Raw genomic sequence first — 12,914 nt, 5'->3', positions numbered from 1 at the left:
AGCACCCGTTACAGTGCCACAGTATAAAAAGTTGTTTTTTTCTTTTGTACTGATTGAGGTCGACTTAGTGATGAGTCAACAAAACAAGGTGGTAACACGAAATGTCCAAAGCTTTCGTCCTTGAATCAAGTATGAAACTTGGTTTAAGGATGAGAGCTTTTTTGTTTTATTAATTAAGCAGATGTTAAGAGGATGGAAAGGAACGATAAACAATGATTGAGTTAAAGGATATCAAAAAAATATTCCAAACGAAAAAAGGAACTGTTGAAGCTGTAAATGGGGTTAATTTATCCATCGAAAGTGGCGATATTTATGGAATCGTCGGTTATTCTGGCGCAGGTAAAAGCACATTAATTCGAATGTTTAATGGTCTAGAAGCTCCAAGTTCTGGAACTGTTTCTGTAAATGGAAAAGTGATTTCAACCTTGAAAGGGAGTTCGCTAAGAAAAGAGCGCCAAAAAATCGGGATGGTGTTTCAACATTTTAATTTATTATGGTCGCGTACCGTTGTTGAGAATATCTTGTTTCCTTTAGAAATTGCAGGTGTTCCAAAAGAAAAACGCTTGGCACGAGCCAATGAATTAGTAAAATTAGTGGGTCTTGAAGGCCGAGAAGATGCCTACCCAGCTCAATTATCTGGTGGTCAGAAGCAACGCGTTGGTATTGCTCGCTCGCTAGCCAATGATCCAACACTGCTATTATGTGATGAAGCGACGAGTGCGCTAGATCCGCAAACAACAGATGAGGTTTTAGATTTATTATTGGATATTAACAAACGTTTAAATTTAACGATTGTATTGATTACCCATGAAATGCATGTCATTCGTAAAATCTGTGATAAAGTTGCTGTCATGGAAAGTGGCAAAATTGTAGAACATGGCAATGTAATGGATGTCTTCAAACGTCCAAAAGAAGAAGTGACTAAACGTTTTATTCGTCAAGATTCTAATGACGAAGAAGATACTCATCTCGTTTTAGAAGAATTGTTAGCCGAGTATCCAGATGGAAAAGTCGTACGCTTAACCTTCCACGGTGAACAAGCAAAACTGCCAATTATCTCTAAAATTGTTAAAGAAGATGAAGTTGATTTAACCATTATTGAAGGGAACATCAAGAAAACGCAAGAAGGCGCGATTGGCTCCTTGTATGTTCAATTAATGGGGCAACCAGAAAAAATTAATCAAGCCATTGAGAATTTAAGGAAAATGCGCGTTGAAGTTGAGGTGATTACAGATGTTAAATAAAATAGATTTTTCAGCCTACTTGGATTTTTCAACTGTTGATCCAGAAAAAATAAAAACGGCAACCTTACAAACACTAGGTATGACAGCAGGTTCTTTACTACTAGTCTTTATCTTAGGTTTGGTACTAGGTTTAGTCTTATATGAAACAAATGGAAAAAACACGAAACTCGCTAAATTCTTTTATTGGTTCGTGTCAATTCTTGTTAATGTATTCCGTTCAGTGCCTTTTATCATCTTAATTGTTTTATTAATCCCAGTAACTAAAGCTTTAGTAGGGAAAATAATGGGGCCTACTGCAGCTTTGCCAGCACTAATTATTTCGGCAGCGCCTTTCTATGCGCGGATGGTTGAAATTGGCTTTAGAGAAATTGATAAGGGCGTTATCGAAGCAGCAGAAGCCATGGGGGCAAATAAATTTCAAGTTATTTATAAAGTTCTTTTACCAGAAAGCCTACCCGCAATTGTTTCAGGTATCACTGTAACAGCAATATCATTGGTGGGCTACACAGCTATGGCCGGTGTAATTGGTGCTGGTGGATTAGGAAACCTCGCTTACTTAGAAGGCTTCCAACGAAATCAAATGGGCGTGACAGTCGTTGCAACCTTTATTATTCTAGTAATTGTCTTTGCAATCCAGTTATTAGGCGACTTCGCTGTTAAAAAAATCGACAAGCGTTAATTTTAAATTAACGACTAATAAAGTAGAAAATTGGAGGAAAAGAGTATGAAAAAAACAAGAATTTTTGGATTAATTGTGGCTTTAGTTTTAGTAGTAACGTTAGCGGCTTGTGGGTCAAATGGTGCTAAAGAGGATAAAAAAGCTAAAGATAACGTATTGAAAATTGGAGCAAGTAATATCCCACATGCAGTTATTTTAGAACATGTGAAGCCAATCTTAGAAAAAGAAGGAATTGATTTACAAATAACCACTTATCAAGACTACATTTTGCCTAACAAAGCCTTAGCTGATGGTGAAATTGATGCAAACTATTTCCAACATATTCCTTATTTCAATTTACAAGTGAAAGAAAATGACTATGATTTTGTAAATGCAGGGGCAATTCACATTGAACCACTGGGTTTGTATTCTAAACGCGTTAAAAACTTAGACGACTTAAAAGACGGAGCAACAGTAATTGTCAGTAATTCAACAACCGACTGGGGCCGTGTTATCAGCATTTTACAAGATGCAGGCTTAGTTAAAGTCAAAGATGGTGTTGACATAACTACAGCATCGTTTGACGACATCGTTGAAAATAAAAAGAATTTAAAATTCACATATGAAGCAGATCCAGCATTGATGACGACCTTCTTGAACAATGATGAAGGGGATATTGTGGCAATTAACTCAAACTTTGCCGTTGATAATGGCTTAGATCCTTTGAAAGATGCGATTGCTTTAGAAAAAACAAGTTCACCATATGCGAATATTGTAGCAGTTCGAAAAGAAGATAAAGACAATGAAAATATTAAAAAATTAGTTGAAGTCTTAAAATCAAAAGATGTAAAAGAATGGATTTTAAAAGAATGGAACGGCGCAGTCGTACCAGTAGACTAAATCATTTAAAATTAAAAGCAGAAAAACTCATTATCTTGGGTTTTTCTGCTTTTTTGATGTCGGATTTACTTGGTTTTCAAAATTCTATAGTAAAATAAAAAGATAGCGAATGGGGAGCGGAGGATACATATGAAACGGTTAATTGTCGAAGAAGTAATGAAACAAGAAAAAGCAAAACTCCTCTTAAAAAATATAAGTTTTGATGTCGAGGAAGCTGAAGTAGTTGGGATAAAATGTTCAATAGACGAAAGTCATCTTTTATTTGATTTAATTGAAGGAGAAAAAATACCAACAAGTGGCAAGATACAACGCCAGTTAACTAGTATGGAATCGGATCGAAAGAACGACGGATTGTATGAAAAATTAACAGTAGAAAAGTATCTGACTTTCTTTAATCGTCTAAATGCTCAGAAAATTGACTTAGCCAATTTAAAAGAATCTTTTGCCTTAATAGATTGTTGGAAGACTGCAATTGAAAAACTATCCCTTGCACAAAAGAAGCGAGTCGGCCTTTTAAGAATCTATAGCGCACAACCTGATTTAGTTTTAATCGAAAGTCCGCTAACGGATTTAGATAATGAAGGAATTGAGCTTTATATAAAATGTTTAGAGGTATTCAAAAAAGAAGCTATTGCAGTGCTAGTTACGGCACCTTATTTAGAAGAGCTCATTTTGCTTAGTTCAAAAGTCTATGTGAAGCATGAATCTGGTTTAAATCAAGTTGATTTGTCAGAAGAAAAAGGGAACCATGAACCAGCTTATTCAGCCAATTTACAACCGAATGTCTTTAAAATATTATGTAAAATTGATGATAAAATGATTTTCTTTAGTCCGACAGAAATTGATTATATTGAGAGTATTAACGGTGTCAGTCAAGTTCATGTTGGTGGCGAAAGCTTTCCATCGGCTTTAACTATGACTGAACTTGAAGCGCGACTCATAAAATTTGGATTTTTCCGCTGTCACCGAAGTTATCTAGTTAATCTGCAAAGAGTACGGGAATTAGTCAGTTATTCCAGAAATAGTTTTACCTTAGTCTTAGCAGATGAAATCAAAACAAAGTTACCTTTATCTAGAACTCGCTTAGAGGAATTAAAACTATTGCTTGAGATTTAAGTGGTTTAAGGGTGAAGAAAATGACTATAAGCATACGTTTTTTGAATTTTGGGAATGACTATAATTATTGCCTGGGAAATACTTCTGGCAAGCATCTAATAGTTCCATTTAGGTTAGACACAGTTTTTTTTGAATATCACAGGAGGAAAGCACAATGAGTAGTTCCATGCGAAAAATACAGACACTATTTATGTTTAAATTAGAAATGATTTTGAAAAATTTAACGATTATGCTGGGGCCGATTATGGCAATCCTATTTGTTTTTATCTTTAAAACAGTTGTGGAAGTACCCACTCCAGGGGGAACACAACCAGAATCAGTAGAATTTGTTACAGGGTATATTTTACAGATAGGCGTTATATTTAATGTGACAATGACGGGCATTATGGCGGCTAGTATGCCTTTAGCAGAAGAAAAAGAAAAGCAGACGTTACGTGTTTTGTTGAGTTCATCTGTTAATAAAGTGGAATTTCTGATTGGAAGTTTGGCACCAGTCTTAGTCATTATGACAGCAATCAATTTTATTTTGATTCCAATTAGCGGTGTATTCGTTGGGAACATGCTAGTCTATCTATTAATTACCACCATAGTTAGCGTAATTACAATCATTTTAGGTTTACTTATCGGTATGAGTGCCAAAAATCAAATGTCAGTGTCGTTATTATCAATGCCATTTATGCTTATTTTGATGATGATTCCATTACTTTTTCAACTAAACGATTTAGCTGGTAAAGCTTCTAGTTTTATTTATACAGGCACACTAAATGAAATAATTAGCCGTTTGGCTCAAAATGATCCCAATCCCGTTTCTTTAAAAAATGGTTTGGTTCTCGTAGCTTGGTTCATAGTTGCAAGTGGAAGCTGTCTTTATTTTTATAAGAAAAAAGGCCTGGAATCAGAATAAAATCTCTTTACCTAAAGCCTAAAAAAAGCTATGATAGAAGATAGACTTTGAGAGTTAAAACTATTTTTATAGAAGGAGGAAGCTATGTTAAAACTGTTAAAAACAAAAGAATTTTGGTTAAATTGCTTATTTTTAATTGCTTTACTCGTAATTAATTTTCTTCCATCAATTTTATTTGGTGTTGGTATAGGAATGGGTTTATCCAACTCGCCTTTCTTTCCATATGTTGTTAGCTTACTCTTTTTAGCTTCAGTAGCAATTATCGTAATGCTTGCGCTAAAAAGAAAAATAATTACCTTTAAATGGGACTTCTTAACCGGAAGAAACTTGGCAATCATCTTTATTGCTTTCTTCTTAATGAAGGTCGTATCTGTTGTCATCGCGATGTTTATGACGACAGATACAACGGCAAATCAAGAAGCGATTAATCAATTAACGAGTTCAAATTCAAGCCTTTTAATGGCCGTTATGATTGTGATTGCAGCGCCAATTAATGAAGAAATCATCTTCCGAGCATCTATTACGCAATTATTCTTTAAAAAGCATCAAGTCGCAGCTTTGATTGTGACATCTGTCGTATTTGGACTATTTCATGGCCCAACAGACATTCAAAGCTTCTTATTGTATAGTTCAATGGGAGCCGCGTTAAGTGCCGTTTATTTGAAAACAGGTCGCATTGAATGTTCAATCGCTTTACATTTCTTAAATAATGGCCTCAGCTTTGTTGCGATGCAGTTTATTTAAAACACCCGGAGGTAAAAAATGAATTTACAAGCACTACATCATGTGGCGATTATTGTCTCAGATTATCAAAAGTCAAAAGAATTTTATGTTGATTTACTAGGCTTTGAAGTGATCAGAGAGAACTACCGTCCTGAACGGAATGATCATAAATTAGATTTAAAATTTGGCAACAGCGAGCTTGAAATTTTCGCAATGCCAAATAATCCCAAACGAGTTTCAAATCCAGAAGCATGTGGACTTAGACATTTAGCTTTTAAAGTCGATGCTATTGAGGAAGTCATTTCTGAATTAGCTGCTAAAGGAATTGACTGTGAGCCGATTCGGATCGATGATTACACGAATGAGAAGATGACCTTCTTTTTCGATCCAGATGGTTTGCCACTAGAATTACATGAATAAAAAAAGGATTTGAATCATTATAATTAGATACATCAGGAAAGGTCACCTATAAAATACTTCAACCATAAGTAAGTTAAAGGAACTAAAATTTTATACAGTAATAAACGATACACAATATGTAGTGAGTTTAAAATATAGGTATGCAATTAGTGGATATTTGATATGTTAGTTATTTTGAAATTTGTAAAATATTCTAGTGTGGCTATCAAGTTGAAACACATCAAAAATAAAGTACTCAATATCAAACACAACAAAAATTTAGGTAAATATTGTTATTGTACTAAAGAAAGAGCTAAACTAATCATAAAGACTAGTTTAGCTCTTTCTTTTTTGAACTTTAAATATGAGGAGCGTCTCCAAATGTTGAAATTATTGGGAATTGTGTTGTGATAGATATTAATAGTGATTCTTCAATAGTCATTATAACAACCTCCTAACTTTGGAATAGATAAATAGATGTTTATACAATAATGCTATCTTAATAATACGAAATATTGTATGATTAATCAAGGAGATAAAAAAATATATATAAGAAAGGACTACATTATGGCTACAAAATTTGGGGAAGAAATTAAGAAAAAAAGGTTAGAAAAAGGATTAACTCAAAAAGAATTATCAGAAAATATATGTACTCAAGCTACAGTGAGTAACCTAGAAAATGGAGCAAGTGTACCAACTATTTCTATTTTGTTGAAGCTAGCTGATAGATTAAACATTGAATTCAGTGACATTTCCGATTATACGTTAGATAATGATAGTGGAAATAATCGAATTTTTAAAGAAGTTAGAGATCTTTGTAGTAAAGCTTTGCATAATAAAGCGTATGAATTACTTAAATCTAGCATTGAATTAGATAAGCTGGAAACTATTTATGAAAAAAAGCTTTATTATTATTTTATGGGTATAACTAGTTTAATGGGAGATAAAAGCCAAACAGACGTGATTTATTATTTTAATCAAGTATTAACTGGCGAATCAGATAATAGTATTGATTTTATTGATGTTTCTGCAATGAATGGTATTGGCATAGCATACTCTTTGCAAGATGAGGATGAGAAAGCATTAACTTATTTTGAAAAATCACTAGATCAATTGGATGAGTTGTTTAGTTTAATTGATACAATAAATGATAGCCCAGAAATTGCAAAAACCTATTACAATTCAGCAAAATTTTATTCTAAGATTGGAGAATATTCTAAGGCTGTAAATCTTTGTAGTTTAGGAATAGAGTTGTTAAATAAAGAAGGATTGGCTTATCATTTAGATTTTTTATTTTATGAAAAAGCGTTTAATTTAATGAAATTAGATGAAAAAAATGATTCAGCAAAATTTTATTTACGTGCCATGGTAATGGCTGATATAAATGACAATGAAATTTTAATGGAAATAATAAAAAATAATGTCCTAGAATATGATATTGAAGAATATAAATACTATTAAAGGCCTTCAAAAAGCTAATTAAGGAGAGACTATTAATGAATGGCATTATAATAGAGGATGATGAAAGAAAATATACGAGCCTTAAGGAAATATTTAATGCTATTAACGATGAGCAAAAAAAGTATAACTGGCTGATAACTGGTAGTGAGTATGCTCCTTCAAATAAAGATATGAAAAATTATGATAGACCATTTGAATGGATATCTGGAGAAGAACTTACTGAAAGAGCTAACTTTGATGATGGTTTTTGGGTTTGGGGCGTATTATCTGCCTTTAATAAAGATATTTCTAAAGAGGAAGTTTTGAAATATGACTTTCCGTATGCAGATGGGTATGTTGGTTTTTGGAATAATCCGTTGACTATTTAACATCCTTTAGCAAGTGTGGAGTTTGTAGAATGGGATAGTACAGCATTTTTAGCTATTACTGAAAACGAAAAAATTATTACAGGGTTAAAAACTAACTTTTCTTCAGCAAGAAATTTAATTGACTATAATAGAGAACAGTAACATAGGGTTAGCGTTTTTGGAAACAAAAATATGGAAAAGAACTGAATGAAACCTTTTCAAATAGATAGATGATAAATAGAAAGTGAATGCTGGCTTGTATAAGCTGAATATTGTGCAAAAAAGGAAGACTGGACAAAATCATCCAATCTTCCTTTTTTCTTTATTTTGTTGTACTACGTTGAATTAAATCCGTGAACAACCGTTGCATAACTGGGTCTGTTTCTTGCATCAATTCTGGATGCCACTGCACAGCCACAACGCTTTGATCCGGATCCTTAGCTTCGAAAGCTTCCACAAGTCCATCAGGGCTCCATGCTGTCGCCACAAAATCAGCGGCTAAGGTTTTAACTGCTTGATGATGATAAGAATTAACGGAGTAATTACTACCCATTAATTGACCAAGATGGCTCTGTTCATTAATTGTGACAGTATGAATTCCAATCTCTGGATGGCTAGCTTGTAAATGCTGAACCGTCCATTCTGGATAAGCACTTAAATCTTGGTACAAATTGCCACCTTGTGCGACATTTAATAGTTGCATCCCACGGCAAACAGCTAGAATAGGTTTCTTTTGTTTAAAAGCTTCCTTAATCAAAGCTAGCTCAAATACATCACGTTTAGGTGCTGTTTCTTCCAATTTAATACTTGGTTCCTCACCATATAAGTGCGGCGAAATATCTTGCCCACCAGCCAATAATAAACCATCAACTTTAGCCATGTATTCTTTGGCTTCAGCTGGATCTCCAACTGGGAAGATAATTGGGATGCCTTCCGCTTTTTTGACACCGTCCACAAATCCTTGAGGTGTGTACGTTACAAAATTGTCGTGAAAAACACTCGCATGCTTCGTTAAACTATTTCCTGCAATTCCAATCATTGGTTTCATCTTGCATATCCTCGCTTTCATCATCTCTATCAAGAGGAAATTTTTAATAGGAATAGGATTCACTTTTAAATTAAAGTCATTCTTATCCAATGCTTTATTTTACAACAGAATACTAAAAAAAGCTAATAAAAAGTAAGTGATGTAAGAAACCTAACAATAACGGCACTTAATTGATAAGAATTCTAAAGAAGTAATCAAAAATGCCATTTTTCGCGATTTATTTAGGTTAAATTAGCTTAATTCATTGCGAAAGATTCTCAGTTGGGCTAAAATAAAGGAAGGTCATAAAATTTAAATCGTAAAAATCACACATTTAGTTGTGTAAATAAAAGAGAGCAAAGGGGAAAATAAAATGGCAGTTTTAGAAGTAAAAGATCTACATGTCTCTATAGAAGACAAAGAAATATTAAAAGGTGTCAATTTAGTCATGAATACAGGTGAAATTCATGCAATTATGGGACCAAATGGAACAGGTAAATCAACTTTATCTGCAGCAATTATGGGACACCCAAGTTACGAAGTTACCCAAGGTGAAATTTTATTAGATGGCGAAAATGTGTTAGAAATGGAAGTTGACGAGCGTGCTCGTGCTGGCCTTTTCTTAGCCATGCAATACCCAAGTGAAATTGCCGGAATTACCAACGCTGAATTTATGCGTGCCGCAATCAATGCGCGTCGCGGAGAAGACGATAAGATGTCAGTAATGGACTTTATTAAAAAATTAGATAGCAAAATGGATGTTTTAGATATGCCAGAAGAAATGGCTGAACGTTATTTAAACGAAGGCTTTTCTGGTGGAGAGAAAAAACGGAATGAAATTTTACAATTAATGATGATTGAACCAACTTTTGCTATTTTAGATGAAATCGATTCAGGATTAGATATTGATGCCCTTAAAGTTGTATCAAAAGGCGTGAATGCTATGCGTGGCGACAACTTTGGTTCATTAATTATTACCCATTACCAACGCCTATTAAACTATGTAACTCCAGATATTGTTCACGTTATGATGAACGGAGTTATTGTTAAAACAGGTGGAGCTGAATTAGCAAAACGCCTAGAAGCAGAAGGCTACAAAGGCATTCGTGATGAATTAGGGATTGACATCGAATTAGATGAAGACTAAGGAGGATTCAAGATGAAAGAGACAAAATTTACAGACCATCTTGATGCCTTACGTGATTTTTCATTAAGTCATGCTGAGCCAGAATGGATGTTAGACTTACGTATAACTATGTTAAATAAAATCGCCGAACTAGATTTACCGTTCTTTGAACGTGTTAAAATCAACCGTTGGCCTTTACTAGAAACACCTGAAATTAACCTTGAAACAGAAGCATTAATGCTTGCTGATGATTTCTTAGAAGTTGATAATGATGCACCAAAAATTGTACAAATTGGACGCCACACGGCTTTAGAACAATTGCCAATGGAACTGATTGAAAAAGGCGTAATCTTTACCGATATCTTTACTGCTTTAACAGAGCATCCAGAATTAGTTAAAGAAGCCTATATGCAATTAGCCGTTAAACCAGATGAAGATAAATTAACAGCTTTCCATGCAGCCTTTATGAATAGTGGAATCTTCTTGTATGTGCCAAAAAATGTCGTGATTGAAGAGCCCTTAGAAGCGTTATTTGTTCAAAATAGCCAAATCAAAGAAAACTTCGTCAAGCACGTTCTAATTTTAGCAGATACAAACAGCGAATTTAGTTACGTTGAAAAATACCAAACAATTGGAAATGAAAAAAACACGGCGAATATCGTTGTTGAAGTCATTACCAAACCAGGTTCAAAAGTTAAGTTTTCAGCTGTTGATCAATTAGGCGAAAATACAACGACTTACTTTAACCGCCGTGGCCATTTGCTAAAAGATTCAACGATTAACTGGGCACTAGGTGTCATGAATACCGGAGATGTTGTCGCTGATTTCGATTCTGATTTAATCGGAGAAGGCAGTCACAGTGAGGTCAAAATTGTTGCCATCAGTATGGGCAAACAAGTTCAAGGAATTGATACGCGTGTGACCAACTATGGTCGTCATTCAATTGGACATATTTTACAACACGGTGTAATCAGAGATAAATCAACCCTGACCTTTAACGGAATTGGACATATTATCAAAGGAGCAAAAGGCGCAGATGCACAACAAGAAAGCCGTGTCCTAATGTTGTCTGATAAAGCTCGTGGCGATGCCAACCCAATTTTATTAATCGATGAAAATGATGTAACAGCAGGACATGCAGCCAGTGTTGGACGTGTTGATCCAGAAGAAATGTACTATCTAATGAGTCGTGGTTTGCGTAAACAAGATGCAGAACGTTTAGTAATTCGTGGTTTCCTAGGTTCCGTAATCGCTGCAATTCCAATCAAAGCCGTGCGTGACGAACTAGTAGAAGTTATCGAAAGGAAGCTAAGCCTATGATTCTTGATGCTGAAGCCTTGAAGAAAGATTTTCCGATTCTATTTCAAGAAGTCAACGATGAACCTCTTGTCTATTTGGATAATGCCGCTACAAGTCAAAAGCCTCAAGCCGTTTTAGATGCTCTTTCAGACTACTATCATTTTGATAATGCCAACGTTCATCGCGGGGTGCATACCCTAGCAGAACGCGCAACAGCAAAATACGAAGCCGCCAGAGAAAAAGTGCGCCATTTAATCAAAGCTAGCGAAACAGCTGAGATACTCTTTACCCGGGGCACAACCACCAGTCTAAACTGGGTTGCTAGAAGTTACGGAGAAGCAAACGTAACAGAAGGCGATGAAATTGTGATTTCCTATATGGAACATCACTCAAACATCATTCCTTGGCAACAATTAGCCAAACAAAGAAAAGCGACACTAAAATATATCGACTTAACCCCAGACGGACAGTTAGATATGGCAAGTGCCAAAAAACAGATTACCGAAAAAACGAAAATCGTAGCCATTGCTCACGTATCCAACGTTTTAGGCGTAGTTAACCCAATCAAAGAATTAGTAGAACTAGCACATCAAGTCGGAGCCGTTATCGTTGTTGATGGAGCACAATCTGTTCCTCATATGGACGTTGACGTCGTAGCCTTAGACGCTGATTTCTATGCCTTTAGCGGACATAAAATGCTGGGACCAACCGGAATCGGGATTTTATACGGCAAACGCCACCTATTAGAAAAAATGGAACCAATTGAATTTGGCGGTGAGATGATTGATTTCGTCTACCAAAACGACAGCACATGGAAAGAACTGCCTTGGAAATTTGAAGCAGGCACTCCGAATATTGCTGGCGCCATTGGATTAGGAGCAGCTGTTGACTATTTAAATCAAGTTGGTTTACCTGCGATTCATCAGTATGAACAAGAATTGGTGGCCTATGTTTTGCCTAAATTAATGGCAATCCCTGGCATTACTATCTATGGACCAACTGATTCAGCCATTCGCACAGGAGTTATTACCTTCAACTTAGAAGGTGTGCATCCTCACGATTTAGCAACAGCAATGGATATGGAAGGAGTTGCTGTTCGAGCCGGACATCATTGTGCGCAACCTTTAATGAACTATTTAAAGGTCAACTCGACAGCAAGAGCTAGTTTTTATTTCTATAATACCAAAGCCGATGCGGACCGCTTCATTGCAGCCCTTTTGGCGACGAAGGAGTTTTTCAGTCATGGCGCTATCTAGATTAGATAATTTATACAGACAAGTCATTTTGGATCATTCCAGTCACCCGCATCATCATGGCGTCTTAGATCAGTCTACGAACCAAATTGAATTAAACAATCCCACTTGTGGCGATGTGATTCAAATTCAACTGTTAGTCGAAGACGAAACCGTAAAAGACATTCGCTTTTCTGGCAGTGGTTGCACTATTAGTACAGCCAGTGCCAGTATGATGACCGATGCAGTGATTGGAAAACCAGTCAAAGAAGCCTTAGCCTTATCCGAAGAATTTTCATTACTCGTTCAAGGCAAAGAACTAACCAACCCTGATAGTTTAGGCGACGCCCAGATTTTAAGTGGTGTAGCCAAATTTCCAGCGCGCATCAAGTGTGCGACATTAGGTTGGAAAGCCTTAGAAAAAGCGTTAATCGAAGGAACAAATACAGGAATTGATGGCCATTTAGCGAGCCACTAA

The 12,914-nt window shown here is 35.5% G+C and carries 15 protein-coding genes and 1 other annotated feature (1 of these 16 cut by a window edge); of the genes, 14 read left to right on the top strand and 1 reads right to left on the bottom strand.

Translation table 11 applies throughout. From position 1 onward, the window contains the following. Positions 1-125: a binding site (T-box leader), on the top strand (it extends 144 nt beyond the left edge of the window). Between the two features lie 87 nt (positions 126-212). From BR77_RS06625 to BR77_RS19410, 10 genes are all read left to right on the top strand, one after another. Continuing rightward, complete coding sequence (locus BR77_RS06625; protein ID WP_010051007.1) at positions 213-1,244, top strand: methionine ABC transporter ATP-binding protein; 1,032 nt, start codon at positions 213-215, stop codon at positions 1,242-1,244. Beyond that, positions 1,234-1,923 carry a methionine ABC transporter permease gene (locus tag BR77_RS06620; RefSeq protein ID WP_051926688.1) on the top strand — a complete coding sequence of 230 codons (690 nt, stop codon included), beginning with the start codon at positions 1,234-1,236 and terminating at the stop codon, positions 1,921-1,923. Before BR77_RS06625 ends, BR77_RS06620 begins: the two co-directional genes overlap by 11 nt. A gap of 45 nt (positions 1,924-1,968) precedes the next feature. Then, entirely contained in the window at positions 1,969-2,802 is an 834-nt protein-coding gene (locus tag BR77_RS06615) for a MetQ/NlpA family ABC transporter substrate-binding protein (protein WP_010051010.1), read from the top strand. Positions 2,803-2,931: 129 nt separating this feature from the next. After that, on the top strand, positions 2,932-3,918 hold the full coding sequence (locus BR77_RS06610; RefSeq protein ID WP_015075817.1) for a LytTR family transcriptional regulator DNA-binding domain-containing protein: 987 nt from the start codon (positions 2,932-2,934) through the stop codon (positions 3,916-3,918). Positions 3,919-4,072: 154 nt separating this feature from the next. Then, positions 4,073-4,822 carry an ABC transporter permease gene (locus BR77_RS06605; protein WP_015075818.1) on the top strand — a complete coding sequence of 250 codons (750 nt, stop codon included), beginning with the start codon at positions 4,073-4,075 and terminating at the stop codon, positions 4,820-4,822. A gap of 84 nt (positions 4,823-4,906) precedes the next feature. Continuing rightward, positions 4,907-5,566, top strand: coding sequence for a CPBP family intramembrane glutamic endopeptidase (locus tag BR77_RS06600; RefSeq protein WP_015075819.1), 660 nt, complete (start codon positions 4,907-4,909; stop codon positions 5,564-5,566). 18 nt (positions 5,567-5,584) lie between these two features. Further along, entirely contained in the window at positions 5,585-5,965 is a 381-nt protein-coding gene (gloA2, locus tag BR77_RS06595; protein WP_015075820.1) for an SMU1112c/YaeR family gloxylase I-like metalloprotein, read from the top strand. 498 nt (positions 5,966-6,463) lie between these two features. After that, the gene (locus tag BR77_RS06590; protein WP_233638135.1) at positions 6,464-7,405 is read left to right on the top strand and encodes a helix-turn-helix transcriptional regulator; all 942 of its coding nucleotides are present in this window, start codon (positions 6,464-6,466) and stop codon (positions 7,403-7,405) included. Positions 7,406-7,440: 35 nt separating this feature from the next. After that, positions 7,441-7,773: a hypothetical protein gene (locus BR77_RS06585; RefSeq protein WP_015075823.1), complete on the top strand. Its 333-nt coding sequence runs from the start codon at positions 7,441-7,443 to the stop codon at positions 7,771-7,773. A gap of 15 nt (positions 7,774-7,788) precedes the next feature. After that, entirely contained in the window at positions 7,789-7,914 is a 126-nt protein-coding gene (locus BR77_RS19410; RefSeq protein WP_015075824.1) for a hypothetical protein, read from the top strand. A gap of 160 nt (positions 7,915-8,074) precedes the next feature. On the opposite strand, the gene BR77_RS06580 is transcribed toward BR77_RS19410, so the two are convergent. Then, entirely contained in the window at positions 8,075-8,800 is a 726-nt protein-coding gene (locus BR77_RS06580) for a gamma-glutamyl-gamma-aminobutyrate hydrolase family protein (protein WP_015075825.1), read from the bottom strand. A gap of 352 nt (positions 8,801-9,152) precedes the next feature. Between BR77_RS06580 and sufC the strand changes: the two genes are divergently transcribed. Genes sufC through sufU form a run of 4 tightly spaced genes read left to right on the top strand, consistent with a single transcriptional unit; the run spans position 9,153 to position 12,914 of the window. Next, a complete protein-coding gene (gene sufC, locus BR77_RS06575; RefSeq protein WP_010051023.1) occupies positions 9,153-9,926 on the top strand; it encodes a Fe-S cluster assembly ATPase SufC in 774 nt (257 codons plus the stop codon). Between the two features lie 12 nt (positions 9,927-9,938). Further along, positions 9,939-11,225, top strand: coding sequence for a Fe-S cluster assembly protein SufD (gene sufD / locus BR77_RS06570; protein ID WP_015075827.1), 1,287 nt, complete (start codon positions 9,939-9,941; stop codon positions 11,223-11,225). Next, positions 11,222-12,460 carry a cysteine desulfurase gene (locus BR77_RS06565; protein ID WP_015075828.1) on the top strand — a complete coding sequence of 413 codons (1,239 nt, stop codon included), beginning with the start codon at positions 11,222-11,224 and terminating at the stop codon, positions 12,458-12,460. The genes sufD and BR77_RS06565 overlap by 4 nt, the downstream gene beginning before the upstream one ends. After that, complete coding sequence (sufU, locus tag BR77_RS06560; protein WP_015075829.1) at positions 12,447-12,914, top strand: Fe-S cluster assembly sulfur transfer protein SufU; 468 nt, start codon at positions 12,447-12,449, stop codon at positions 12,912-12,914. Before BR77_RS06565 ends, sufU begins: the two co-directional genes overlap by 14 nt.

The sequence above is a fragment of the Carnobacterium maltaromaticum DSM 20342 genome (assembly GCF_000744945.1).
Classification (GTDB): Bacteria; Bacillota; Bacilli; order Lactobacillales; family Carnobacteriaceae; genus Carnobacterium; species Carnobacterium maltaromaticum.
The sequence above is the reverse complement of the archived record's forward strand: the minus strand, read 5'-3'. Positions and strand labels throughout refer to the sequence as shown.